This is a genomic window from Streptomyces coelicoflavus, from assembly GCF_003112555.1.
Lineage (GTDB): Bacteria > Actinomycetota > Actinomycetes > Streptomycetales > Streptomycetaceae > Streptomyces > Streptomyces coelicoflavus.
Genome location: NZ_BEWB01000012.1, coordinates 220,796 through 244,178, shown reverse-complemented (window position 1 = coordinate 244,178; position 23,383 = coordinate 220,796). Strand labels below are relative to the sequence as shown.

25 protein-coding genes are annotated in these 23,383 nt (G+C 73.8%); 21 read left to right on the top strand and 4 right to left on the bottom strand.

Going from position 1 to position 23,383, the window contains the following annotated elements; translation table 11 throughout:
* Positions 1–253 precede the first annotated feature (253 nt).
* The 11 genes from Sco07f_RS28625 (at position 254) to Sco07f_RS28575 (ending at position 9,269) form a co-directional block, all read left to right on the top strand.
* The gene (locus tag Sco07f_RS28625; protein ID WP_108989578.1) at positions 254–1,471 is read left to right on the top strand and encodes a SchA/CurD-like domain-containing protein; all 1,218 of its coding nucleotides are present in this window, start codon (positions 254–256) and stop codon (positions 1,469–1,471) included.
* 121 nt (positions 1,472–1,592) lie between these two features.
* Positions 1,593–2,069 carry a cupin domain-containing protein gene (locus tag Sco07f_RS28620; RefSeq protein WP_087789536.1) on the top strand — a complete coding sequence of 159 codons (477 nt, stop codon included), beginning with the start codon at positions 1,593–1,595 and terminating at the stop codon, positions 2,067–2,069.
* Complete coding sequence (locus Sco07f_RS28615; protein WP_054099032.1) at positions 2,066–3,337, top strand: beta-ketoacyl-[acyl-carrier-protein] synthase family protein; 1,272 nt, start codon at positions 2,066–2,068, stop codon at positions 3,335–3,337. Before Sco07f_RS28620 ends, Sco07f_RS28615 begins: the two co-directional genes overlap by 4 nt.
* Positions 3,334–4,608 carry a ketosynthase chain-length factor gene (locus Sco07f_RS28610; protein WP_108989577.1) on the top strand — a complete coding sequence of 425 codons (1,275 nt, stop codon included), beginning with the start codon at positions 3,334–3,336 and terminating at the stop codon, positions 4,606–4,608. Before Sco07f_RS28615 ends, Sco07f_RS28610 begins: the two co-directional genes overlap by 4 nt.
* A gap of 68 nt (positions 4,609–4,676) precedes the next feature.
* Positions 4,677–4,946: an acyl carrier protein gene (locus Sco07f_RS28605; protein ID WP_007444685.1), complete on the top strand. Its 270-nt coding sequence runs from the start codon at positions 4,677–4,679 to the stop codon at positions 4,944–4,946.
* Between the two features lies 1 nt (position 4,947).
* Entirely contained in the window at positions 4,948–5,427 is a 480-nt protein-coding gene (locus Sco07f_RS28600) for an SRPBCC family protein (protein WP_003973657.1), read from the top strand.
* A gap of 97 nt (positions 5,428–5,524) precedes the next feature.
* Complete coding sequence (locus Sco07f_RS28595; protein WP_007444682.1) at positions 5,525–5,860, top strand: TcmI family type II polyketide cyclase; 336 nt, start codon at positions 5,525–5,527, stop codon at positions 5,858–5,860.
* A 232-nt stretch (positions 5,861–6,092) separates the two neighbouring features.
* Positions 6,093–6,992 (top strand): DUF3152 domain-containing protein, encoded by a 900-nt coding sequence (locus tag Sco07f_RS28590; protein WP_007444681.1) that lies wholly within the window; start codon positions 6,093–6,095, stop codon positions 6,990–6,992.
* A gap of 81 nt (positions 6,993–7,073) precedes the next feature.
* Positions 7,074–7,508: a PPOX class F420-dependent oxidoreductase gene (locus tag Sco07f_RS28585; RefSeq protein ID WP_087789540.1), complete on the top strand. Its 435-nt coding sequence runs from the start codon at positions 7,074–7,076 to the stop codon at positions 7,506–7,508.
* Between the two features lie 153 nt (positions 7,509–7,661).
* On the top strand, positions 7,662–8,408 hold the full coding sequence (locus Sco07f_RS28580) for a DUF4142 domain-containing protein (protein ID WP_007444678.1): 747 nt from the start codon (positions 7,662–7,664) through the stop codon (positions 8,406–8,408).
* A 264-nt stretch (positions 8,409–8,672) separates the two neighbouring features.
* A complete protein-coding gene (locus tag Sco07f_RS28575) occupies positions 8,673–9,269 on the top strand; it encodes a hypothetical protein (RefSeq protein WP_108989576.1) in 597 nt (198 codons plus the stop codon).
* A 4-nt stretch (positions 9,270–9,273) separates the two neighbouring features.
* On the opposite strand, the gene ku is transcribed toward Sco07f_RS28575, so the two are convergent.
* Positions 9,274–10,356 (bottom strand): non-homologous end joining protein Ku, encoded by a 1,083-nt coding sequence (ku, locus tag Sco07f_RS28570; protein ID WP_007444634.1) that lies wholly within the window; start codon positions 10,354–10,356, stop codon positions 9,274–9,276.
* Between the two features lie 65 nt (positions 10,357–10,421).
* Here ku and ligD point away from each other — a divergent pair, with 65 nt between their 5' ends.
* Positions 10,422–11,303, top strand: coding sequence for a non-homologous end-joining DNA ligase (ligD, locus tag Sco07f_RS28565; protein WP_054099037.1), 882 nt, complete (start codon positions 10,422–10,424; stop codon positions 11,301–11,303).
* Between the two features lie 61 nt (positions 11,304–11,364).
* On the opposite strand, the gene Sco07f_RS28560 is transcribed toward ligD, so the two are convergent.
* Complete coding sequence (locus Sco07f_RS28560; RefSeq protein WP_108989575.1) at positions 11,365–12,174, bottom strand: nuclease-related domain-containing protein; 810 nt, start codon at positions 12,172–12,174, stop codon at positions 11,365–11,367.
* 258 nt (positions 12,175–12,432) lie between these two features.
* Here Sco07f_RS28560 and Sco07f_RS28555 point away from each other — a divergent pair, with 258 nt between their 5' ends.
* From Sco07f_RS28555 to Sco07f_RS28530, 5 genes are all read left to right on the top strand, one after another.
* A complete protein-coding gene (locus Sco07f_RS28555; RefSeq protein ID WP_108989574.1) occupies positions 12,433–13,227 on the top strand; it encodes a hypothetical protein in 795 nt (264 codons plus the stop codon).
* Positions 13,224–14,468, top strand: a complete 1,245-nt coding sequence (locus tag Sco07f_RS28550) for an ATP-binding protein (RefSeq protein WP_054099040.1) — start codon at positions 13,224–13,226, stop codon at positions 14,466–14,468. Before Sco07f_RS28555 ends, Sco07f_RS28550 begins: the two co-directional genes overlap by 4 nt.
* 160 nt (positions 14,469–14,628) lie before the next feature.
* Complete coding sequence (locus Sco07f_RS28540) at positions 14,629–15,087, top strand: SH3 domain-containing protein (RefSeq protein WP_108989573.1); 459 nt, start codon at positions 14,629–14,631, stop codon at positions 15,085–15,087.
* Between the two features lie 43 nt (positions 15,088–15,130).
* Positions 15,131–16,504 carry an FtsW/RodA/SpoVE family cell cycle protein gene (locus Sco07f_RS28535; RefSeq protein WP_167468251.1) on the top strand — a complete coding sequence of 458 codons (1,374 nt, stop codon included), beginning with the start codon at positions 15,131–15,133 and terminating at the stop codon, positions 16,502–16,504.
* Between the two features lie 16 nt (positions 16,505–16,520).
* On the top strand, positions 16,521–17,984 hold the full coding sequence (locus tag Sco07f_RS28530) for a penicillin-binding transpeptidase domain-containing protein (protein WP_108989572.1): 1,464 nt from the start codon (positions 16,521–16,523) through the stop codon (positions 17,982–17,984).
* Between the two features lie 3 nt (positions 17,985–17,987).
* Here the strand turns inward: Sco07f_RS28530 and Sco07f_RS28525 are convergent, their stop codons facing one another.
* Entirely contained in the window at positions 17,988–18,587 is a 600-nt protein-coding gene (locus tag Sco07f_RS28525; RefSeq protein ID WP_042825176.1) for a Uma2 family endonuclease, read from the bottom strand.
* 236 nt (positions 18,588–18,823) lie between these two features.
* Between Sco07f_RS28525 and Sco07f_RS28520 the strand changes: the two genes are divergently transcribed.
* The 4 genes from Sco07f_RS28520 to Sco07f_RS28505 all read left to right on the top strand — a co-directional run bounded on the left by Sco07f_RS28520 (position 18,824) and on the right by Sco07f_RS28505 (position 22,101).
* Positions 18,824–19,762 (top strand): AurF N-oxygenase family protein, encoded by a 939-nt coding sequence (locus Sco07f_RS28520; RefSeq protein WP_054099043.1) that lies wholly within the window; start codon positions 18,824–18,826, stop codon positions 19,760–19,762.
* A 48-nt stretch (positions 19,763–19,810) separates the two neighbouring features.
* Positions 19,811–20,464 (top strand): TetR/AcrR family transcriptional regulator, encoded by a 654-nt coding sequence (locus Sco07f_RS28515; RefSeq protein WP_007444641.1) that lies wholly within the window; start codon positions 19,811–19,813, stop codon positions 20,462–20,464.
* A 52-nt stretch (positions 20,465–20,516) separates the two neighbouring features.
* A complete protein-coding gene (locus Sco07f_RS28510) occupies positions 20,517–20,840 on the top strand; it encodes a DUF8847 domain-containing protein (protein ID WP_042825172.1) in 324 nt (107 codons plus the stop codon).
* 103 nt (positions 20,841–20,943) lie between these two features.
* On the top strand, positions 20,944–22,101 hold the full coding sequence (locus Sco07f_RS28505) for a C40 family peptidase (protein WP_007444639.1): 1,158 nt from the start codon (positions 20,944–20,946) through the stop codon (positions 22,099–22,101).
* Here Sco07f_RS28505 and Sco07f_RS28500 read toward each other — a convergent pair.
* Entirely contained in the window at positions 22,065–23,327 is a 1,263-nt protein-coding gene (locus Sco07f_RS28500; protein ID WP_007444652.1) for a styrene monooxygenase/indole monooxygenase family protein, read from the bottom strand. The two genes, Sco07f_RS28505 and Sco07f_RS28500, sit on opposite strands and share 37 nt — an antisense overlap.
* Positions 23,328–23,383: the final 56 nt, after the last annotated feature.

Below are 23,383 nucleotides of genomic sequence, written 5' to 3'. Positions count from 1 at the left end.
GACGTGGGTGAGGGACGTGGGTGACGGACGCGCCCCGCGACAGGGGTGCGCCGGGGCCTTCATGCATGCCCCGTACGGCCCGTCGGCGCCCGCGGCGGCGCAGGCTTCACCCGCTTAACCCTCCTGGTTCGCGGACCTCGCGGGCACGGCCCACGATCGTGCTTACGCGACCGTCGCACCCCGCCGGCCTGGCGTGCGCCAGTGACGATCGCCCCCAGTCCACGAGAAGTTCCCCGGAGAAGAGGTGGGCCGGATGACGGTCTCTCCCGTCGTAGCGACGGATGCCCCGACCACGGACGCGACCGCGACGGACGCGAAGGACGCGAAGGACGCGTCCGCCGCCGCGCGCACCAGGGCCGTTGCTCCGGACGCGGGCGGCGTGTCGATATCCGCGTTCGACGGTTCCCGCGTACGGGTCGTCCTGATGCTGGACGTCCACGACGGCATGCAGCAGGAGTTCCTGGACGCCTACGAGCGCATCCGCGACCGGGTCGCCGCCGTTCCGGGACACGTCAGCGACCAGCTGTGCCAGTCCCTGGAGAACCCGACCCAGTGGCTGCTGACCAGCGAGTGGGAGAGCGCCGCGCCCTTCCTGGCCTGGGTCAACAGCGACGAGCACCTGGACACCGTCGAACCGCTGGCGACCTGCGTCCGTGACACCCACTCGCTGCGCTACAGCGTCCTGCGGGAGACCGACGGCGGACGACCGGCGCCCGGTGAGCCGCGCTCCGCGCCCCGGATCGGCGGCAACGTCGTCCGGCACGCCCTGACCTTCACCGTCCGGCCCGGCACCGAGGCCGAGACCGCCCGGCTGCTGTCCGAGTACGTGTCCCCCGACGCCCACGTAGACGGCTCCACGCGGCTGCTGCGCACCTCGCTCTTCATGTCCGGCAACCGGATCGTGCGGGCCGTGGAGGTGCGGGGCGATCTTCAGACCGCGCTGCGTCACGTGGCACGGCAGCCCGGGGTGCGGGCGGTCGAGGAGGCCCTGAACCCGTATCTGGAGCAGGACCGGGACCTCGGTGACCCGCAGTCCGCCCGGCGGTTCTTCACCCGCGCCGCCATGCCGGCCGTCCACCACGCGGCGACGGGCGACCGTCCCGGCGCCCGCACCGAGCGGCTCGCGCTGCTCTACCCGGTGCGCGCCGGCGCCGGTGGTGAGCTGGCCCGGCTGCTGGCCCGCCAGGACGCGTCCGCCGCGCAGGACCCGGCGGGCCCCGTGCGGGCGGCCACCGTCTTCCACCGCGACGACCTCGTCGTACGGCTCGTCGACGTGGCCGGTGACCCCGGGGCCGCGCCCGCCGCCGTCCTGGGCCTGCACGGGTCCGAGGGCGCCGCGGCCGCCGAGCGGCTGCTGGACACCGCCGCGGTGGGCGTCGACGGGCCGCCGGCCGAGGCGGCGACGCTGTCCCGGCTGCTGACCCGGATCCGTATGACGCCCCTGACCGACCGGCGTTCGGCCGGCAGCTGAACCAGACCCCCCACCGCGCGGCCGGCCGGGTCCGACGGCGTGCCCGGCCGCCGGACCGCGCGAACCCCTCCCCCCCCCCGCTTCTCCTCCCCCGTCCTCCCGTCACCCCGGAGTGAACGACATGACAGACCAGCAGGTACGCATCGTCTCCCTCGGCGACATCGCGCCGAACCGCCGCCGCGGCGGAGACCTCCGCGCCCTTCTCACCCCCACCACCGCCGGGTCGACCAGCGGCTTCATGGGGGTGGCCATCGTGCAGCCCGGCGACCGCATCGCCGAGCACTACCACCCGTACTCCGAGGAGTTCGTGTACGTCACGGAGGGCACCCTCGAGGTCGACCTGGACGGGGTGCCGCACTCGCTCGCCACCGGGCAGGGGCTGCTGATCCCGCAGGACATGCGCCACCGCTTCCGCAACGCGGGGGACGTCGAGGCGCGGCTCGTGTTCCACCTGGGGCCGCTGGCCCCGCGGCCGGAGCTGGGCCACGTCGACACGGAGGACGCCGAGGGCAACGCCCTCCCCTGCGACGGGGCGCACGCGCACGCGGGCGGCGCCGGGCACGAGCGGCCCGCACCGGCGGCCGAGGTGGTGTCATGACCCGGCGCCGGGTCGCCGTCACGGGCATAGGCGTCGTCGCCCCGGGCGGGATCGGCGTGCCCCAGTTCTGGGGGCTGCTGTCCGAAGGCCGTACGGCGACGCGCCGCATCTCCCTGTTCGACCCGGCCGGGCTGCGTTCGCAGATCGCCGCCGAGTGCGACTTCGAGCCGTCCGACCACGGGCTCGGCCTCGCCACCGCCCAGCGCTGCGACCGGTACGTGCAGTTCGCGCTGGTGGCCGCCTCGGAGGCGGTCCGGGACGCGAACCTCGACATGGACCGCGAGGACCCCTGGCGGGCCGGTGCCACCCTCGGCACCGCGGTCGGCGGCACCACCCGGCTGGAGCACGACTACGTCCTCGTCAGCGAGCGCGGCTCGCGCTGGGACGTCGACGACCGGCGGGCCGAGCCGCACCTGGAGCGCGCGTTCACCCCCGCCACCCTCTCCTCCGCGGTCGCCGAGGAGTTCGGGGTGCGCGGGCCGGTGCAGACCGTCTCCACCGGGTGCACGTCCGGTCTCGACGCGGTCGGGTACGCCTATCACGCGGTCGCCGAGGGGCGGGTCGACGTGTGCCTGGCGGGCGCGGCGGACTCGCCGATATCGCCGATCACCATGGCCTGCTTCGACGCCATCAAGGCGACCTCGCCGAACAACGACGACCCGGCGCACGCCTCCCGCCCCTTCGACGCCGACCGCAACGGCTTCGTGATGGGCGAGGGCGCGGCGGTGCTCGTCCTGGAGGACCTGGAGCACGCGCGGGCCCGGGGCGCGGACGTGTACTGCGAGATATCCGGCTACGCCACCTTCGGCAACGCGTACCACATGACCGGGCTCACCAAGGAGGGCCTGGAGATGGCGCGGGCCATCGACACGGCCCTGGACATGGCCGGCATCGACGGCTCGGCGATCGACTACGTCAACGCGCACGGCTCCGGCACCCAGCAGAACGACCGGCACGAGACCGCGGCCGTCAAGCGCTCGCTGGGCGAGCACGCCTACGCGACGCCGATGAGCTCCATCAAGTCGATGGTGGGTCACTCGCTCGGCGCGATCGGCTCCATCGAACTGGCCGCGTGCGTCCTGGCGATGGCCCACCAGGTGGTGCCGCCCACGGCCAACTACACGACCCCCGACCCCGAGTGCGACCTGGACTACGTGCCGCGCGAGGCACGGGAGCGGACGCTGCGGCACGTCCTGTCGGTGGGCAGCGGCTTCGGCGGCTTCCAGTCGGCGGTCGTACTGAGCGGCAGTGAAGGAGGGCTGCGATGAGCGGACCACAACGGACCGGCACCGGCGGTGGGAGCCGGCGGGCGGTCGTCACCGGACTCGGCGTGGTGTCGCCGCACGGCACCGGTGTCGAGGCGCACTGGAAGGCGGTCGCCGACGGCGTCAGCAGCCTCGGCCCCGTCACCCGGGAGGGCTGCGCGGACCTGCCGCTGCGGGTCGCGGGCGAGGTGCCCGGCTTCGACGCGGCCGAGACGGTCGAGGACCGCTTCCTCGTCCAGACCGACCGGTTCACGCACTTCGCGCTGGCCGCCACCCAGCACGCGCTGGCCGACGCCCGGTTCGCCCGGGCCGACGCGGACTCGCCGTTCTCGGTCGGCGTCGTCACCGCGGCGGGTTCGGGCGGCGGCGAGTTCGGGCAGCGGGAGTTGCAGAACCTGTGGGGGCACGGCTCGCGCCACGTCGGCCCGTACCAGTCGATCGCCTGGTTCTACGCGGCCAGCACCGGCCAGGTCTCCATACGCAACGACTTCAAGGGCCCCTGCGGGGTCGTCGCCGCCGACGAGGCGGGCGGCCTGGACGCCCTGGCGCACGCCGCGCTGGCCGTGCGCAACGGCACCGACACGGTGGTCTGCGGCGCGACGGAGGCGCCGCTGGCCCCGTACTCGATCGTCTGCCAGCTGGGCTACCCCGAGCTGAGCCGGGCCGTCGAACCCGACCGCGCCTACCGCCCGTTCACCGGTGCCGCCTGCGGGTTCGCACCGGCCGAGGGCGGGGCCGTACTCCTCGTGGAGGAGGAGGCGGCGGCCCGGGAGCGCGGCGCGGACGTACGGGCGACGGTGGCCGGGCACGCGGCGACCTTCACCGGCCCCGGCCACTGGGAGCGGTCCCGGGAGGGGCTGGCCCGCGCGATCCGGGGAGCCCTGGCCGAGGCGGGCTGCCGGCCCGAGGACGTCGACGTCGTCTTCGCGGACGCGCTCGGGGTCCCGGAGGCCGACCGGGCCGAGGCGCTGGCGCTGGCCGACGCGCTCGGCCCGCACGCGGCCCGGGTGCCGGTCACCGCGCCCAAGACCGGGACCGGGCGGGCGTACTGCGCGGCGCCGGTCCTCGACGTGGCGACGGCGGTGCTCGCGATGGAGCACGGGCTGATCCCGCCGACCCCGCACGTGCTGGACGTGTGCCACGACCTGGACCTGGTGACCGGCCGGGCCCGCCCCGCCGAGCCGCGCACGGCCCTGGTCCTGGCGCGGGGCCTCATGGGGTCCAACTCGGCGCTCGTCCTGCGCCGGGGCGCGGTACCGCCCGGGGGCCGCTGACGGCCGGACGACGACCAACGGCCACGGGCGGTGCCCGTGGCCGGCCAACCCGAGTCAAGGAGGACACCATGACCGACCAACTGGACTACCAGGTGACCGTCGAGGAGCTGTCGGCGCTGATGAAGCGCACCGCCGGCGTGCACGTCGACCCGGTCACCCTCCGGCAGCAGGCCGACGACGGTTTCGACACCTTCGGCCTGGACTCCCTCGGCCTGCTGGGCATCGTGGCCGAGCTGGAGAAGCGGTACGGCCTGGGCCTGCCCGAGCAGGCCGAGCGCTGCAAGACGCCCGCGGATTTCCTCGCGCTGATCAACGGCGCCCTCAAGACGGGAGTGTGACATGGCAGGGCACACCGACAACGAGATCACCATCGCCGCCCCGATGGAGCTGGTCTGGAACATGACCAACGACATCGAGAAGTGGCCCGGACTGTTCAGCGAGTACGCCTCCGTGGAGGTGCTCGGGCGCGACGACGACAAGGTCACCTTCCGGCTCACCATGCACCCGGACGCCGACGGCAAGGTGTGGAGCTGGGTCTCCGAGCGGGTCGCCGACCCCGTCACCCGCACCGTCCGCGCCCAGCGCGTGGAGACCGGCCCCTTCCAGTACATGAACATCGTCTGGGAGTACGCGGAGACCGCCGAGGGCACCGTCATGCGCTGGACGCAGGACTTCGCGATGAAGCCGGACGCGCCCGTGGACGACGCCTGGATGACGGACAACATCAACCGCAACTCCCGTACGCAGATGGCCCTGATCCGGGACCGGATCGAGCAGGCGGCGGGCGAGCGGCGCACCGCGTCGGTGCTCGCCGACTGACACCGGGAGACCGACACCGGGCGTCCCGCACCGGGCGTCCGGCACCCCGGCCGGCACGGACCGACCCCGACCGACAGCGGCGAAGGGCAGCACCCCCATGCACCACACACTGATCGTCGCCCGGATGGCACCCGGCGCGGCACCGGACATCGCGAAGGTGTTCGCGGAGTCCGACGGCGGCGAACTGCCGCACCTGGTGGGCGTCAACCGGCGCAGCCTCTTCGAGTTCGGTGACGGCGTGTACCTGCACCTCATCGAGAGCGACGAGGACCCGGCCCCCACCATCGGCAGGCTGACCGGGCACCCGGAGTTCCGCCAGGTCAGCGAGCGGCTCGAGCCGTACGTCTCGGCGTACGACCCGGCGACCTGGCGCGGTCCCAAGGACGCGATGGCGCGCTGCTTCTACCGCTGGGAGCGGACCCCCGCCCACTGACGGCACTCCGTCCCCGCATGCGTCGGGGTCGCCCGGATGTCCTCCGGGCGGCTCCGACGAAGACGTTCCGGGGCATCGAACGGTTGCGTCCACGGACCGAATGTCCGCGTGAGAAGGGACACGTCGGAAACGGTGACGATTTCGCACGTGCGTCCGCTTGGATCTTGGGGGTACAACAGCACACCGGAGATGGCTGTGCGTGCCCCGACGACCAGCAGAGAGGACGCACGCCGTGGGCCGATCCACCGCCCGCCGGAGCAGCCGGAGAACCGGGCCGGACGGCGCCGGGCACAGATCCCGCGCCCGCAGACGCAGACGCAGGGGGCCGGCCCGCGCGATCCTGGCCTGCCTCGCCCTCGGGGCCGTCCTGCTCACCGCGGGTGCAGCCGTCGCCTACTGGCGGGAGACCCGGCCGCCGGTGACGGACGACCAGGTGGCCGACGTCACGGACGCCCTGGACGCCTCGACCGCGAAGCCGTCGGCCTCCTCCTCCCCCTCGCCGTCCCCGTCCCTGAAGGCCTCGCCGTCGCCGTCGGTCTCGCCGTCCCCCTCCACCATCGCCATTCCGGCGACCGGCCCCGGCACCTTCGTCACCGCCCAGGCCGACGGCACGACCGTGGGCACCGGCAGCCGCGTACGCCGCTACAAGGTCCTCGTCGAGGACGGCGTCGACATCCGGCCGAGCGCCGCCGCCGACGAGATATCCGAGGTGCTCGCCGACGACCGCGGCTGGACCCAGGACGGCACCAACTCCTTCCGGCTGGTCAGCAGCGGTTCCTACGACTTCGTGGTGAAGATCGCCACGCCGGGCACGGTGGACAAGATCTGCGGCGCCGCGGGCCTGCTCACCCGGGGCGAGGTCAATTGCAGCGTCGGCACGGACGTCGTGGTGAACCTGAAGCGCTGGGTGCTGGGTTCGCCGGAGTTCGACGGCCCGATCCACGAGTACCGGGCGCTGATCGTCAACCACGAGGTCGGCCACCGCATCGGCCACGGCCACGAGACCTGCCCCGGCGCCGGCCGGCCCGCGCCGGCGATGATGCAGCAGATCAAGGGCCTCAAGGGATGCGTGGCCAACGCCTGGCCCTACGACGAGGCCGGCGACTACCTGGGCGGCCCCTCGGTGCCCTGAGTCGCCCCCCCACGGCCCGCGGGGCGCATTCGGCGGACGGTTCGCGGGACAGGCCGCGGGGCGGGGGGCGATGATCGCTCCATGACCACCACGGAGCGCTTCGACCCCCGCACCCTGCTGGCCGGGAGCCGGCTCGGCGTCCTGGCGACGATCAAGTCGGACGGCCGCCCGCAGCTCTCGCCCGTCATGCCCGCCTACGACCCGGAGGCCGGCGTCATCCGCGTGTCGACGCGGGAGGGGCTGGCCAAGACGGCGAACCTGCGCCGGGACCCGCGGGCCGTGCTGGAGGTGACCGCCGCGGACGGCAGGTCCTGGGCCAGCGCCGAGGGCGTCGCCACCCTCACCGGGCCGGGCACCGACCCGCACGGGCCGGAGGTGGAGGCGCTGGTGGAGTACTACCGCGCCGTGTCCGGGGAGCACCCGGACTGGGACGAGTACCGGGCGGTGATGGTGTCGGACCGGCGGGTGCTGCTCACCATCACGGTCGAGCGCGTGTACGGCGCCGACCTCGGCTGACCGGGGCCGGGGCCAGGGCCGGGGCCGGCGTGGCGGCGGGCCGGGAGCGGGTCCCGCACCGGCCCCGCAAGTTTTGTGCCGGAGCGGTGAAGGATCCGCCCGCCGCTTCCGTACCTCCTGGCGTACCCGTGTCGCGTCGCCCCTGGAGGCACCATGCGCCTGTCCCGCAGCAGGATCGGAGTCGTCGTCCTGTTCGGTGCGATGACCCTGACCCTCACCGCGCTGGCCTTCCCGGCCGTGCTCGGTCTGGACAAGCCCGACGGCAACCAGGACCGGGTGGTGGCCAGTACGAAGTCCGGTCCGCTCACCGAGGCGGACCGGGACTTCGTGGTCAAGGTCCGGGCCGCCGGGCTGTGGGAGTACCCGCTGGGCGAGATGGTGATGGAGCGCGGGACGACGAAGGCGATGAAGACGGCCGGCGAGCACCTGGTCGTCGGGCACGCCGGTCTCGACGCGATGTGCCGCGAGATCGCCCCCGAGCTGGGCATCACCCTCCCCAACCGGGCCTCGCCGCAGCAGGAGGGCTTCGTGGCGACGGTGGACGCCAAGACCGGCAAGGAGTTCGACTCTTCGGCGGTCAACATCATGCGGGTGACCCACGGCCAGATCTTCCCGGCGATCGCCAAGATCCGGGCGTCCACCAAGAACACGCTCGTGCGGCAGCTGGCGGACCTGGCCAACGACACCGTCCTGGACCACATCACGGTGCTGGAGAAGACCGGGCTGGTCGAGTACGACCAGGTCACCTTCAACCAGACCGGCCCGGCGAAGCTGCCCCGGGAGAAGGTCACCCCGCCCCCGCCGCAGCCGGGCGAGCAGGTGCTCGTGCTCAAGCCGCGTCCCGACCTGAACGTGAACACCGCCTCCCCGACGCCCACTCCGTCCCCGGCGGGCTCCTGAGCCGGACCGCCCCGGCCGGGCACCATGGACCGCCCCGGCCCGCGCAGCATGTCCCGCCCCGCCCCGCCCCTCCTCGGGCACCATTACGACCGAGTCACGACCCGCGGCCGGGGGAACGGGCCCCGGGCCCCGCTCGTTCTTAGGGGTTGGCGGCCGACGGAGTCCGCCGGCCATGACCATCCGGCGCCGGTACCGGTGGTGGGCGGGCCGTTCCCTTCCTCCTGCCCCCGCCGACCGGGGACCGACGACAGGAAGAGCGGGACCATGACCGCTTCCGGGCCGGGCAGCGGCGACACCCCGGGCGAGCCGGACGGTACGCCGTCGGTGCCCGAGCACGTCTGGCGGCTGTTCCTGGAGGACGACGAACGCGCCATCCGCGCCTCCGCCCCCAGGGAGCCCGCCGCACGGGACCGCCTCCCCGGCTGGCGGCCGGAACCCCCCGCGGGCCGGCCCGGCCGCTCGGTCCGCCCCGCCGACACGGTCGGCGAGGCGTGGCGCCCGCAGGACACGTGGGCGGGGACCGCCTGGCGCGAGCTGGACGGCCGGTCCCGGGTGCGGCGGGTCGGCCGGGTGCTCGGCACGGCCGCCGCGCTCGCCGTCGCCCTGACCGCGTGGTCGCAGCTGTCCAGCGGCCCGGCCACGCCGGGCGGCGGGCCCGCCGAAACGATCGGGCAGCGCCTGGAGGAGAGCCCCACCCTGCCCACGGCGGACTCCGGGGCGGACTCCGGGGCGGGCTCCCCCACCGATCAGCTCGCGGAGTCCCTCGCTCCGGCGGAGTCCGGCGCCGCGAGCCCCGCCGTCTTCGAGCCCGCCCCGTCCGCGATACCCCGGGCGTCCACCCCTTCCCGGACGTTCGACTGACTCGTCAGGCGCTGCGCCTGCGGGACGCCGTCTTCCTGGGGGTGTTCCTGGCCCCGCCCTTGTCGCCGCTCCCGGCCGTGCTCTTGGCCGCGGTCTTCTTGGCGGTGCCCTTGGCCGCCGTCTTCTTCGCCGCCGTCGACGTGGACTTCGCCGTCGACTTCCTGGGCTCCGCCTTCTTCGCCGCCGTCTTCTTCGCGGCCGTCGAGGCGGACTTCTTGCCGCCGGTCTCCTTGGGGGTGCGGCGCGACGAGGTCTTGCGCTGCGGCAGGGACCTGACCTCGGCCTCCTCGGCGGGGCCGGCACCCTCGCCGTCCCGGGACTCCCGGGCCGCCCGCACACTGCTCTCCAGCGCGGCCATCAGGTCGAGCACCTTGCCGGGTGCCGCCTCCTCGCGGGCCTCCGGGGGCCGCTCGCCGGAGGCCTTGGCGGCGACGACCTCCTCGACGGCCTCCCGGTACTCGTCGTGCAGGTCGTCCAGGTCGATCTCGCCGAGGGTGTCCATGAGGGCGTCCGCGAGGTCCAGTTCCTGGTCGCGCACGGTGACGCCGCCCTCCGGGGCGACTCCCTCGGGGGCCCGCACCTCGTCCGGCCACAGCAGGCCGTGCATCGCGATGGCGTCGCCGACGACCCGGAGCATGCCCAGGCGCTCCCTGCCGCGCAGCGCGAACTTGGCGATCGCGACGCGGTTGCTGCGCTTGAGCGCCTCGCGCAGCAGGGTGTACGGCTTGGCCGCGGGGGCGCCGCTCGCCGCGAGGTAGTAGGCCGAGCCCATCTGGAGCGGGTCGATGCGGTCCTCGGGCACGAACGCCACGATCTCGATCGTGCGGGCCGTCGGGATCGGCAGCTGGGACAGGTCCTCGTCGGTGATCGGGATCATCGAGCCGTCGGCGTCCTCGTAGGCCTTGCCGATCTCGGCCTGGGTGACCTCGCGGTCCTCCAGTTCGCAGACCTTGCGGTAGCGGATCCGGCCGCCGTCCTCCGTGTGGATCTGGCGGAAGGAGACCGCGTGGCTCTCGGTCGCGTTGACCAGCTTGATCGGGATGCTGACCAGGCCGAAGGAGATGGCGCCGTTCCAGATGGATCGCACGTGCAGCACCCTTCCTTTCGGGGCCTCTCAGGCGTTTTGTCCCTGTTTCATGAGATTCTCATGGTATGGCGCCGATGACGGAAGTGGAGGGGCGGCGGGTGGCCCTCAGCAACCTGGACAAGGTGCTGTATCCCGCGGCCGGCCTCACCAAGGGCGAGCTGCTGCACTACTACGCGACGACCGCGCGGGTGCTGCTGCCGCACCTGCGGGACCGCCCGGTCTCCTTCCTGCGGTACCCGGACGGCCCGGACGGGCAGCTGTTCTTCACCAAGAACGTGCCGCCGGGTACGCCCGACTGGGTCACCACGGCCGAGGTGCCCCGTTCGGAGGGCCCGGCCCGGATGGTGCTGGTGCAGGACCTGGCGAGCCTCATGTGGGCGGCGAACCTGGTGACCGAGTTCCACACCCACCAGTGGACCGCGGACGACCCCGACGAGGCCGACCGGCTGGTGTTCGACCTGGACCCCGGGCCGCCCGCGACCGTGGTGCAGTGCTGCGAGGTCGCGCTGTGGCTGCGGGAGCGGCTGGCGGCGGACGGGATCGAGGCGTATGCCAAGACGTCCGGGGCCAAGGGGCTGCACCTGCTGGCGGGGGTGCGCGGGTCGTCCTCGGAGCGGGTGTCGGAGTACGCGAAGGCGCTGGCGGTGGAGGCGGAGAAGGCGCTGCCCGCACTGGTGGTGCACCGGATGACGCGCAGCCTGCGGCCGGGGAAGGTGTTCGTGGACTGGAGCCAGAACGCCGCCCGCAAGACCACGGCCGCCCCCTACACCGTGCGGGCCCGCTCGGTGCCCGCGGTGTCCACCCCGGTGACGTGGGACGAGGTCGCCGGGTGCGGGCGGGCGGAGCAGTTCGTCTTCCGTACCGGAGACCTCGGGCCCCGGGTGGAGGACTACGGCGACCTGCTGGCGCCGCTGTTCGACCGGAGACGGGCCGCGAAGCTGCCCTGACACCGGACGCCGGACACTCCGGACGCGCCGGACACGCCGGGCACCGGATGCCGAGCGCCGGTCAGAGGCGGGCCCAGGTGGCGCGGTCCCGGGCCGTGGCGTGCAGGGCCTCCACGTCCGCCGGTTTCAGCGTCCCGCCCGTCCGGGCCAGGCCGGGCAGTTCCCCGTCCGTGAGGACGCGCACCGAACGGGGCGGGGCGGTCACGGTCACGTGCGCCGGCTCGACGAGGACGAGGACGGGGTGGACCTGGGCCGTCAGGGCGTGGGAGGCCCGGTCGGCGTCCGCGCGGACCCGGCGCAGCAGGGGCTGCGGCGTCCGGCGGCCCAGCGTCACCAGGGGGTCGCCGATCCGGACCCGCTGTCTGCGGGCGGGCAGCACGTGGAGGGCGAAGAGGCCGCCGGGCCCGATCAGCAGGTGGTGGACGCGGTCGCCGCCGGGCAGCGGGAGGGAGTGCAGGGTGTGCCAGCCGGCGCCGTCGAGGCGGTCCAGGGCCGTGCCCGTCGCCTGCTCGGCGGCGAGTGCCCGGCGGCGGGGGTCGGGGCGCAGCCGGTGCGCGGGTCCGGGTTCGCGTTCCAGGGCGACCAGGAGCGCCTCGCCGGGGCGGTTGGGGGCCAGGTCGTCGTCCGGGTGGAGGGCGAGCCGGGCCAGTTCGGCCGGGGTCGGGACCGGGGGCGGGCCGACGGCCACCGGTCCGGCGAGGAAGGGGGCCAGCGCGTGCAGGACCTCGTCCCTGCGGTCGTCGCTCAGCACGTTGACCCGGGCCGCCTCACGGTCGTACCAGGCGACGTTTCCGCCGTCCGGAAGGCAGACGTAGAGCCGTTCCCGGCCATGCCGCCAGGTCGGTATGACGCGCAGTCCCTTCCACGACATCACCCCCCTCCATGGGACCAGGCGGGGTGCTGCCGGGGCAAGAACCGGGTTGCCTCCGGGTGGGGTTGGGCAGACCCGCGGACGCGGTCCGGCCGGTCCGGGCCCGGCGTCCGCCGGGGGCGCCGCACCTCGCCCTGTTCCGCCGAGTAGCCCGGCGGGCCCGCGCCCACGCAAAATGGCCTTCCGTACGTCCCAGGGCACGCGCCCGCCGTGCGGGACCGCCGACGCCGTTCACCGTCCCCAGACCCCAGGAGTGCAGTGCTCCCGAGCCGCCGCGGGCGCCCAGCCCGTGTCCCCGCCGCCCTCGCGCTGCTCCTGGCGACCGCGGCCGCCGCCGGCGCGCTGGCCGCCTGCGGGGACACCGGCGGGCTGCGGGGCGCCGGGGCGACGCCCGCCGCGCGCAGTCCGGCCCGGCTGTGGCCCGGTCTGACCCCCGCGTCGAGTCCGGCGTACGACATCGGAGAGGTGGAGCACGCGGTGGTCGAGGGCGTCGCCGTGCCCGGTGGCGACGTCCGCAGGGTGGATCCGGTGGCCGCGGTGCGGGCCGAGATCGCCGCGCGCCCGGACGACTACGCGGGCGCGAAGGCGCCGTACCACGAGACGTCCGTGCGGATGGCGGACTGCGGCACGGACGGGACCGGCGACGGGGCCGGCGCCGCCGGCTGCCCGGTGCTGCGGCCGTACTACCGCGACCTGACCGGTGACGGGCGCCCCGAGATGACGCTGGGCTTCCGGCTGCTGCCGGAGAAGCTGACCGCCGTGCGCGTCTACACCGTCGAGAAGGACCGGCTGGTGCGGGTCATGTCCTACGAGGACGCCGTGAGCGCGGTGGAGCTGGCCGGGCGGACGGTCATCGTCCGTTCGCCCTCGGAGGTGGCCGGCTACGAGTACCGCTTGCAGTGGACCTGGGACGCCGATCAGCGGGCGATGCTGCTGACCAGCGACGAGATGCTCCGCACCGCCGACGGCGGGCGGCACACGAGGCGCCCCTCCGCGTCGCCGTCGGCCGCCGCCTCCCCGTCCTCCCCGTCGTCCCGGGCGAGCGATCGGTGAGGCTCGCGCTCCCCCGGTGGGCCGGGCCGCTCGCGGTGAGGTCGGCCGTCTTCATCGCCGTGATGTGCTGCGGACTCGCCGCGCTGCTCGGCGTCCTGGTGCACGTCTCGGTCACCGACCAGACCGTCGGCCAGGCCCGGGACGTCGCCCTGTCCCGGCTGCGGGAGGCGACGGAGTCCTACGAGGCGGGGGACCCGCTGCGGCGCGGGGCCGGCATCGATCCGCCGGGGCTGCCGCCGCGGCTGCGCGAGCTGGCCGTGTCGGGCCGGCGCGGCACGATGGCCGCCGACTACGAGGGGCACCCCACGATGTGGGCGGCGGGTCCCGCCGCGGACGGCCGGGCGCTGGCGGTGCGGGTCGACCACTCCCAGGGCCAGGCCACCATCGACGGTCTGGACGGCGCCATCGTGTGGTCGTCGGGGCTGGCGATCGGGGCGACGCTGCTGGTCGGCGCGTTCGCGGTGACGCGGGTGACGCGGCGGCTGCACACGACGGCGCGGGTGGCGCGGCGGATCAGCGCCGGCGACCTCGACGCCCGGGTCGGCGATCCGCGCGCGCAGGATCCGACGCGCGCGCAGGACGAGGTGGCGTCGGTCGCCGCCGCGCTGGACTCGATGGCGTCGTCGCTCCAGGGCAAGCTGCTGGCCGAGCAGCGCTTCACCGCCGACGTGGCGCACGAGCTGCGCACCCCGCTCACCGGCCTGCACGCGGCGGCCGAGCTGCTGCCGCCGGGCCGCCCCACCGAGCTGGTGCGGGACCGGGTGGCGGCGCTGCGCACCCTCACCGAGGACCTGCTGGAGATCTCCCGGCTGGAGAGCGGGCGGGAGCGGCTGGAGACGGAGCCGGAGGAGCTGGGCGCGCTGGCCCGGCGGGTGGTGCGGGGCTCGGGCACCGCCACGCGCGTGGACGTCGTACGGGACGCTCGGGTGGAGACCGACCGGCGGCGCCTGGAGCGGGTGCTGGGCAATCTGGTCGCGAACGCGCACCGGCACGGGCGGGGGCCGGTGGTACTGACCGTGGACGGTGCGGTGATCACCGTACGGGACCACGGGGACGGCTATCCGGAGTACCTGCTCGCGCACGGGCCGCAGCGCTTTCGCACCGAGGGCGGGACCAAGGGGCACGGACTGGGGCTGACCATCGCGCTGGGGCAGGCCGAGGTGCTCGGGGCGCGGCTCGAGTTCGCCAACCCGCCGGACGGCGGGGCGCTGGCCCGGCTGACGCTGCCTCAGCAGTCCTGACCCGGCCCCGCCCCCGTCCGTGCCCGTGCCCGTGCCCGTGCCCGTGCCCGTGACCAGGGTGGCTGCGCCGATGGCTCAGTGCGGCGGGCGGCGCGTACGGGGCGCTCCTAATGTGGCGGTTAGTCACCTGAAGACCCGTTCGCTCCCGGGAGGTACTCCCATGTCGCCACTGTCCGCACCCGCCTCGCGCTTCCCCCTCGTCCGCGGCCTCGCCACCGCCCTCGCGGCCGGGGTGCTCGCCACCGCCGTCGCCGTCACGCCCGCCGTCGCGAACGACGGGTGGGGCGGTGACCAGGGCTCCACGTCCGGTGCCGCCCGGGACGGAAACGGCGGCGGGGGCGGCAGCGGCGACGAGTGGGGCGGGAACGACGGCCGCCAGGAGCAGGGCCGTTACCGGGGCGTCGTGACGGCCGACCGGCTCGCCCTGCGCACCTCCCCGAGCCGCGGCGCGGACGTCATCCGCTACGCCCGCCGGGGCGAGGTCGTCTCCATCTACTGCAAGACGCCCGGCTCCAAGGTCAAGGGCAACCCCCTGTGGTACCTCCTCACGGACGGCACCTGGGCCTGGGGCGCGGCCCGTTACATCGACAACATCGGCCCCGCGCCGCGCTGGTGCTGAGCCGGACGACGCGCAGACCACACCATTTGGGTAAGTTCCGGACATGACCAAGGCCGGAACCGGAACCGGACTCACCGTGGCACAGGCGGACACACCCGTTCCCGTCGCCCGACTTCCCCGGCGCCGGGGCATCGAACTCGCGCTGATCCTGATGGCCGTCCTGCTGTCGGTGTTCGGCTACTGCAACGTCGGCCTCGCGCAGCACGACGCCCTCCCGCCCGACGCCGCCGGCTACGGCGCCGGGCTCGGGGTGCTGGCACTCCTCGCCCATCTGGCGGTGCGGCTGCGGGCCCCGTACGCGGACCCGCTGTTGCTGCCCATCGGGGTGCTGCTCAACGGCCTGGGCCTGGTGCTGATCTACCGGCTCGACCTGGAGACGCCGGGCGACCGGGCGGCCCCGGCCCAGCTGGTGTGGTCGACGCTGGGGGTCGCCCTGTTCATCGTGGTCGTGCTGCTCCTGCGCGACCACCGGGTCCTCCAGCGCTACGCCTACGTCTGCGTCGCCGCCGCGCTCGCCCTGCTCACCGTGCCGATCTTCTTCCCCGCGGTGAACGGCGCCCGCATCTGGATCCGGATCGGGGACTTCTCCATCCAGCCCGGCGAGTTCGCGAAGGTGCTGCTCGCGGTGTTCTTCGCCGCGTACCTGGCCGCCAACCGCAGCGCGCTGGCGTACGCGGGCCGCAGGGTGTGGCGGCTGCAACTGCCCACCGGCCGGGTGCTGGGCCCCATCCTGGCGGTGTGGCTGGTCAGCGTCGGCGTCCTGGTCCTGGAACGCGACCTCGGCACCTCGCTGCTCTTCTTCGGCCTGTTCGTGGTCCTGCTCTACGTCGCCACCGGCCGCACCGGATGGATCGCCGTCGGCCTGGTGCTGGCCTCGCTGGGCGCGGTCGCCGTGGGCTGGCTGGAGCCGCACGTGCACAGCCGGGTGGAGGACTGGCTGCACCCCTTCGCGTCCATCGAGGCGGGCGACGGGCCGAACCAGCTGGCCCAGTCCCTCTTCGCCTTCGCGGCGGGCGGGGTGACCGGCACGGGGCTCGGCCTCGGCCACTCGGTCCTGATCGGCTTCGCCGTCAAGTCGGACTTCATCCTGGCGACCGCCGGGGAGGAGCTGGGCTTCCTCGGGCTGACCGCCGTCTTCCTGCTGTACGGGCTGCTGGTGGAGCGCGGTTACCGGGCGGGCCTCGGCGCACGCGACCCCTTCGGGCGGCTGCTGGCGGTCGGGCTCTCCTCGATCGTGGCGCTCCAGGTGTTCGTCATCGCGGGCGGGGTGACCGGGCTGATCCCGCTGACCGGCATGGCGATGCCGTTCCTGGCGCAGGGCGGGTCCTCGGTCGTCACCAACTGGGCGATCGTGGCGCTGCTGATCCGGGTGAGCCATGCGGCCCGCAGCCAGGCCGGCGGGCGGGCGGAGCCGTGAGCGGGGAGCGGGCCCGGTGACCCGGAACATCCGGCACGCCGCCGTCTTCTGCGCCCTGCTGCTGGTCGCCCTGGTGGTCAACGCGGCCCGCGTGCAGATCGTCCAGAAGCCGGAGTACGACGGCAACCCGGCCAACCGCCGCCCCGACATCGCCCGCTACCAGCAGCCGCGCGGCGACATCCTGGTCGGCGGCAGGGCGGTCACCGGCTCCCGTGACACCGGCGAGCACCTGCGCTACGAGCGCACCTACGCCGACGGGCCGATGTACGCGCCGATCACGGGCTTCGCCTCGCAGGCGTACGGGACGACGCTGCTCGAGCACGCCGAGGACGGCCTGCTGTCCGGGGCCGACCCGATGCTCGCGCCGCTGCCGCTGTGGAACGACGTCACGGGCGCCCACAACCCGGGCGGCGACGTGGTGACGACGATCGACGGGGCCGCACAGCGGGCGGCGTTCGAGGGGCTCGGCGGGCGCAAGGGGGCGGTGGCCGCCGTCGAGCCGGCCACGGGCCGCATCCTGGCCCTGGTCTCCACCCCGTCCTACGATCCCCAGCTGCTGTCCGGGAACAGCACGGCCGCCACCCGTACCTGGAACCGCCTGAACGCCGACCCGGACAAGCCGATGCTCAACCGGGCGGTGAGCCGGACCTATCCGCCGGGTTCGACCTTCAAGGTGGTCACCGCGGCGGCGGCGCTGGACGCGGGGGTGGTCCGCGACCTGGACGCGCCGACCCGCTCCCCCGACCCGTACACGCTGCCAGGGACGCGGACGAAGCTCACGAACGAGGCCGACGGCTGCCGGGACGCCTCGCTGCGGGAGGCGTTCGAGTGGTCCTGCAACACGGTGTTCGCCAAGCTGGGCATCGACGTGGGCGTGCGCGGCATGACGGCGACGGCGGAGGCCTTCGGCTTCAACGACGACGGGCTGCGGGTTCCCTTCCCCGTCGCGCGCAGCACCTTCGACACCTCGGTGGACCGGGCGCAGCTCGGCCTGTCGTCGATCGGGCAGTACAACACCCGGGCGACGCCGTTGCAGATGGCGATGGTGGCGGCGGCGGTGGCGGGCGGCGGGCAGGTGCGCTCGCCGTACCTGGTGGAACGGACGCTGCGGGCGGGCGGCAGCCTGGTGGCGGCGGCCGGGTCGCGGCCGTCCCGCGAGGTGATGCGTCCCTCGACGGCGGCGCGGCTCAAGGAGCTGATGACCGGCGTGGTGGACCAGGGCACCGGCGCGAAGGCGGCGATCCCGGGTGCCACGGTCGGCGGCAAGACCGGCACCGCACAGCACGGCGTCGGCAACTCGGGCACGCCGTACGCGTGGTTCATCTCCTGGGCGCGGGGCGACGGGGACGTGGAGCCGAAGGTCGCGGTCGCGGTGGTGGTCGAGGGCTCGGCGGCGGACCGGGACCGCATCAGCGGGGGCGGGCTGGCGGCACCGGTCGCCCGGGCGGTGATGGAGGCGGTTCTTGGAGGGGGAGGGTGAGGGCTAGCGGCGACGGTTCACGGCGGTGAGGTCGATGTCGATGAGGAAGGGGACGGTGAGTTTGAGACGGTTGTGGAAGATGCCGGTCAGAGCGTAGGCCTGCGTGGCAGGGTCGACCTCGTAGACGTAGACGACCGGAAGTCCCTGATTCTCCTCAACACGCCAGTAGTAAGGAATGCCCGCCCGCGCGTATTTCGGCGGCTTCACCTCTCGGTCCCGGTCCTCCGATTCCTCGGACACGACCTCGACGGCAATCACCACGTCTTCCGGCCGGTACCAAGTCTGCTTCGGACCGGTGTCGGCATCCGCATGGAACACGAGGACGTCGGGCTCGGGCCGGTTGCGCTTGTTGAGCTTGATGGTCATCTCGCGGATGACGTCCAGCTCTTCCGGCGCCTGCGCCAGCAGGGCGTTGTCCAACAGCCGGATGACACGTGAGTGGAAATTGGTCTGCGGACTCACGAAGACGAGGCTCCCGTCGATCAGCTCCGTGTGCGGAGGCAGGTTGGGAAGCTCGTCGAGGTCGTCCGCCGTCCAGCCGCCCTCCGGCGGACGGGGCCACTCGTAGTCGTCGTCCAGCCCGTAGTCACGCGCGGCGCTCATGATCGCTCCCATGTACCGGAGTCTGACGGACACGGCCAGCGTACCCAGCACGAACGCCGCCGGAGCCCTCCATTGGGTGGTCCCACGCCGGGACACTGACGGCGCCCCACCTTTACTCGCAGTCAACAACTTCCGCGCAGGGGATTGACGAGCTTACTGACACGCAGTCTCATAAGACTCGGCACGCTGGAGTGACCGCGGGTAACACGATCCGTTCGACGAGGTGGGACACAGCCATGACGACCCTGACGGAAGCCGACGCGCTCGAGGGCCTGCGCGACGCGCTCGGCCTGCTCAAGGACCGGGAGCAGGTGGCCGAACGGCTGCTCGACTCGTCCGCCAAGCACTCGTTCGACCCGGACAAGGAGCTGGACTGGGACGCGCCGTTCGAGGACGGCAAGTGGTTCTGGCCGCCGGAGCTGGTGTCGCTGTACGACACCCCGATGTGGCAGCGGATGAGCGAGGAGCAGCGGATCGCGCTCTCGCAGCACGAGGCCGCCGCGCTGGCCTCGCTCGGCATCTGGTTCGAGCTGATCCTGATGCAGCTGCTGGTCCGGCACGTGTACGACAAGGCGGCGACGAGCGCCCACGTGCGCTACGCGCTGACCGAGATCGAGGACGAGTGCCGGCACTCGAAGATGTTCGCCCGGCTGATATCGCGCGGCGAGACCCCGTGGTACCCGGTGAGCCCGGTCCACCAGCACCTCGGCCGCCTCTTCAAGACGATCTCCACCACGCCCGGCTCCTTCACCGCCACGCTGCTCGGCGAGGAGGTCCTGGACTGGATGCAGCGGCTGACCTTCCCGGACGAGCGGGTCCAGCCGCTGATCCGGGGCGTCACGCGCATCCACGTCGTGGAGGAGGCCCGGCACGTGCGGTACGCCCGTGAGGAGCTGCGGCGGCAGATGGTGACGGCCCCGAAGTGGTCGCAGGAGTTCACCCGGGTCACCTCGGGCGAGTTCGCCCGCGTCTTCTCCAAGGCCTTCATCAACCCCGAGGTCTACACGAACGTCGGCCTGGACAAGCGGGAGGCCCTGGCCCAGGTCCAGGCCAGCGGCCACCGCAAGGAGATCATGCAGACCGGCGCGAAGCGCCTCACGGACTTCCTGGACGACATCGGCGTCCTGCGCGGCGCGGGCCGCAAGCTGTGGCGGTCCTCGGGGCTGCTGGCGTAAGCCCCTCGGCGGCCCCGTGACGCGGGGCCGCCCAGTTACCCTGCGGACATGAATCCGCAGGCCTCCACCCCCGCCTACCGCCGCCTGAGCGTCGAAGAGCGCCGCCTCCAGTTGCTGGACGCGGCGCTCGCCCTCTTCGCGCACCGGCCGCCGGAGGAGGTCTCCCTGGACGACGTGGCCGAGCAGGCCGGGGTCTCGCGGCCGCTGGTGTACCGGTACTTCCCCGGCGGCAAGCAGCAGTTGTACGAGGCCGCGCTCGGCTCCGCCGCCGACGAACTGCGCCTGTGCTTCGACGAGCCCCGCGTGGGCCCGCTGCTGGCCCGGCTCTCCCGCGCCCTGGACCGCTACCTCACCTTCGTCGACGAGCACGACACCGGCTTCAGTGCCCTGCTGCGCGGCGGCAGCGTCGTCGAGACCTCGCAGACCTCGGGCATCGTGGACGGCGTACGCCGGGCCGCCGCCGACCACATCATGGGCCACCTGGACGTCACCGATCCCGGCCCCCGGCTGCGGATGACGGTCCGGATGTGGATCACGGCCGTGGAGGCGGCCTCGCTGATCTGGCTGGACGAGGACAAGCAGCCGCCCCTCGACGAGCTGCGGGACTGGCTGGTCGAGCAGTTCCTCGCCGTGCTGACGGTCACCGCCCGCCGCGACCCGCAGACCGCGACCCTGGTCGAGGCGCTGGCGGCGGACCTCTGACCCCGGGCGCCGGTCTCCGGCACCCGCTGCGCCGATCACCGACACTGGTGCCGTGAAGAGCGAAGACACCCCCTTCGAGGGCGGCCCGATGGACGGACGCGTGCTGCCCGTCCTGGTCGGGATGACCGGGCACCCGCCGAAGACGTACCGCATCCCCGTACCGGACCCGGACGGCGGCCCGCCCACCGTGCTGGTGTACCGCAGGGAGCCCCGGGACGCCCGGGGCGGGCTGCGGTTCGCCCGGTGGAAGTACACGTACGACCCCACCGGCCGGACGGGCTCCGACCGGAAGTGGCCCTGGTCGAAGCCGGACCGCCCGGCGGCCGCCGATCCAGACGCCACGCCGCGAAGCAAGCCGGACGACGCGGACGGGTGACCCGGTTGCGCCGGTCCGCGCACACTCGGCGCGCGAAGCCCGCGGGCCCCCCGCATGCTCACCGTGCGGAGCGGACCCGCCGCCCCGCACCGGAGGTGATGGCATGTCGGGAAGGCTCCTGCGGCTGGCGTGTACGGCGGCGCTCGCGGCCGGGATCGTCCTCGCGCCCGTGCCCGCGGCGGCCGAACCCGCACCCGGCGCCGCCGACGACCGCACGGTGAGCGGCCTGCTGACGGACCTTCAGCGGCTGTACCGGGAGGCGGAGAAGGCCACCGAGACCTACAACGGCACCGAGGAACGCCTCCGGCGGCAGCGCGCGGAGGTCCGGCGGCTGGACGCCGAGCTGGCGCGGACCCGTACGTCCCTGCACGACAGCCGGGGCGCGGCCGGGCGGCTGGCCCGGCAGCAGTACCAGAGCAGCAGCGGCCTCTCCCCCTATCTGCGGCTGCTGCTGGCCCGCGACCCGCAGCACGCGATCGACCAGGGCCATGTGATCGGCCGGCTGGCCCGGGAGCGGGTCGAGACCGTGGGCCGCCTGACCGGTGCCGAGAAGAAGGCCGAGGAGCTGGCCCGGCGCTCGCGCGAGGCCCTGGCCCGGCAGGCCGCCCTCGCCGGGGCGCAGGAGAAGGACCGGGACGCCGTGCGCGAACGCCTGCGCGCCGTCGAGGAGCTGCTCGCCTCCCTCACCCCCGAGCAACTGGCCGCACTGGCGGAGCTGGAGAAGAGCGGCATCGCCGAGGAGCAGGAGCGGTTCCTGGCGTCCGGGGCGCTCGGCGACGACGCCAAGCCCTCCGACGGGGGCGACCGCGCGGTGCGCTTCGCGGTGGAGCAGCTCGGCAAGCCGTACGAGTGGGGCGCCGAGGGACCGGTGTCGTACGACTGCTCGGGGCTGACCTCGGTCGCCTGGGAGCGGGCCGGGACGCCGATCCCGCGGACCAGCCAGGAGCAGTGGGCGCGCCTCGAACACGTGGCGCTGGACGAACTGCGCCCCGGTGACCTGGTCGTGTACTTCCCCGAGGCGACCCACGTGGCGCTCTACCTCGGGGACGGCATGGTCGTCCAGGCACCGCGCCCCGGCGCCGAGGTCAAGGTGTCGCCGATCGCCGCCAACCCGGTCCTGGGCGCCGTACGTCCCGACCCCGGCGGGCAGCCCCTGCGGCACTACACGCCGCCGAGGCTGCCCGCGGGGGCGACGGACGGGTCGGACGAGGGGTACGCGGCCTCCTACGCGCCCGCGGCGCCGGAGACCTCCGTCAGGTAGGCCTCGGTCTTCGCCGGGTCGTAGAAGAAGTTCTCGAAGTCGCCCGGGTCGTTGAAGCCGTTGGCGAAGCGGTCGGCGATGGGCTGGAGCCCGGTCGCCGCGCCGAACAGGTTGAGGATGTGCTCCGGGGGCGGGGCGAGCATGGTGTTCGTCCACTTGGTGACGTGCTGGGCGGTCTCCCAGTAGCGGTCGAAGGCCTGCTGCATCCAGGCCGCGTCGAACTCCTGGTCGCCGTGCTCGATGATCGAGGCGAGGTAGGAGGCGGCGCACTTGGAGGCGGAGTTGGAGCCCTGGCCGGTGATCGGGTCGTTGGCGACGACCACGTCGGCCACGCCGAGGACGAGTCCGCCGCCGGGGAGGCGGCCGATCGGGTTGCGGACGGTGGGGGCGTAGCGGCCGGCCAGGGTGCCGCCGGCGTCGGTCAGTTCGACCTTGGTGGCCCGCGCGTACTCCCAGGGGAGGAACTTCTCCATGAGTTCCAGGGTCAGGGAGAGGTGCTCCGAGGGGTCCTTGACGTCCTTGAAGGCGTCCAGCGGGCCGCCGGGTATGCCCTCCCAGAACAGGATGTCGGCACGGCCCGAGGTGGTGAACGTCGGCATGATGAACATCTCGCCGACGCCCGGCACCAGGTTGCAGCGCACGGCCTCCGTCTCCGGGTGCTCGGGGCGCGGGCCCATCCCGTGGACGTAGGCGACGGCGAGGGCGCGCTGCGGCTCGCTGTACGGGGAGCGGGAGGCGTCGCGGCCGAACATCTGGACCAGCTCGCCCTTGCCCGCCGAGACCAGGACCAGGTCGTAGGCGCGGGAGAAGTAGTCCAGGTCGCCGACGGCCGCGCCGTGGATGACCAGCTGGCCGCCGCGCTGGGCGAAGGTCTCCATCCAGCCGGCCATCTTCACCCGCTGGTCGACCGACTGCGCGAAGCCGTCGAGGCGCCCGAGCCAGTCGATCGCGCGCTGCGAGGGGCCGGGGTCGAAGGAGCCGGGGGCCGCCACCGAGACGCCGAGACCCTCGATCTTCGGGGCCTGGGACTCCCAGAAGTTCAGCTGGAGATCGCGCTCGTGCTGGAGTGCCGTGTGGAACATGCACTGCGTCGACATGACCCGGCCGGTGCGGATCTCGTCCGCGGTCCGGTTGGACATCAGGGTGACCTCGTAGCCGTGCGACTGAAGGCCGAGGGCAAGCTGGAGGCCGGACTGGCCGGCTCCGACGACGAGTATCTTCCGCATGCGGTTTCCGTCTCCTGGTCGAGGGCGTCTGGTCGAGGGCGTCTGGTCGAGAGTTC

Excerpts from the sequence above, each read along its gene's own strand:
- Sco07f_RS28500 (WP_007444652.1), bottom strand. The coding sequence starts at position 23,327 with ATGCGGAAGATACTCGTCGTCGGAGCCGGCCAGTCCGGCCTCCAGCTT.
- Sco07f_RS28535 (WP_167468251.1), top strand. The coding sequence starts at position 15,131 with ATGACCAAGGCCGGAACCGGAACCGGACTCACCGTGGCACAGGCGGAC.
- Sco07f_RS28620 (WP_087789536.1), top strand. The coding sequence starts at position 1,593 with ATGACAGACCAGCAGGTACGCATCGTCTCCCTCGGCGACATCGCGCCG.
- Sco07f_RS28585 (WP_087789540.1), top strand. The coding sequence starts at position 7,074 with ATGACCACCACGGAGCGCTTCGACCCCCGCACCCTGCTGGCCGGGAGC.
- Sco07f_RS28595 (WP_007444682.1), top strand. The coding sequence starts at position 5,525 with ATGCACCACACACTGATCGTCGCCCGGATGGCACCCGGCGCGGCACCG.
- Sco07f_RS28600 (WP_003973657.1), top strand. The coding sequence starts at position 4,948 with ATGGCAGGGCACACCGACAACGAGATCACCATCGCCGCCCCGATGGAG.
- Sco07f_RS28560 (WP_108989575.1), bottom strand. The coding sequence starts at position 12,174 with ATGTCGTGGAAGGGACTGCGCGTCATACCGACCTGGCGGCATGGCCGG.
- Sco07f_RS28605 (WP_007444685.1), top strand. The coding sequence starts at position 4,677 with ATGACCGACCAACTGGACTACCAGGTGACCGTCGAGGAGCTGTCGGCG.
- Sco07f_RS28525 (WP_042825176.1), bottom strand. The coding sequence starts at position 18,587 with ATGAGCGCCGCGCGTGACTACGGGCTGGACGACGACTACGAGTGGCCC.
- Sco07f_RS28575 (WP_108989576.1), top strand. The coding sequence starts at position 8,673 with ATGACCGCTTCCGGGCCGGGCAGCGGCGACACCCCGGGCGAGCCGGAC.
- Sco07f_RS28505 (WP_007444639.1), top strand. The coding sequence starts at position 20,944 with ATGTCGGGAAGGCTCCTGCGGCTGGCGTGTACGGCGGCGCTCGCGGCC.
- Sco07f_RS28540 (WP_108989573.1), top strand. The coding sequence starts at position 14,629 with ATGTCGCCACTGTCCGCACCCGCCTCGCGCTTCCCCCTCGTCCGCGGC.
- Sco07f_RS28580 (WP_007444678.1), top strand. The coding sequence starts at position 7,662 with ATGCGCCTGTCCCGCAGCAGGATCGGAGTCGTCGTCCTGTTCGGTGCG.
- Sco07f_RS28515 (WP_007444641.1), top strand. The coding sequence starts at position 19,811 with ATGAATCCGCAGGCCTCCACCCCCGCCTACCGCCGCCTGAGCGTCGAA.
- Sco07f_RS28610 (WP_108989577.1), top strand. The coding sequence starts at position 3,334 with ATGAGCGGACCACAACGGACCGGCACCGGCGGTGGGAGCCGGCGGGCG.
- Sco07f_RS28520 (WP_054099043.1), top strand. The coding sequence starts at position 18,824 with ATGACGACCCTGACGGAAGCCGACGCGCTCGAGGGCCTGCGCGACGCG.
- Sco07f_RS28625 (WP_108989578.1), top strand. The coding sequence starts at position 254 with ATGACGGTCTCTCCCGTCGTAGCGACGGATGCCCCGACCACGGACGCG.
- ligD (WP_054099037.1), top strand. The coding sequence starts at position 10,422 with ATGGCGCCGATGACGGAAGTGGAGGGGCGGCGGGTGGCCCTCAGCAAC.
- Sco07f_RS28615 (WP_054099032.1), top strand. The coding sequence starts at position 2,066 with ATGACCCGGCGCCGGGTCGCCGTCACGGGCATAGGCGTCGTCGCCCCG.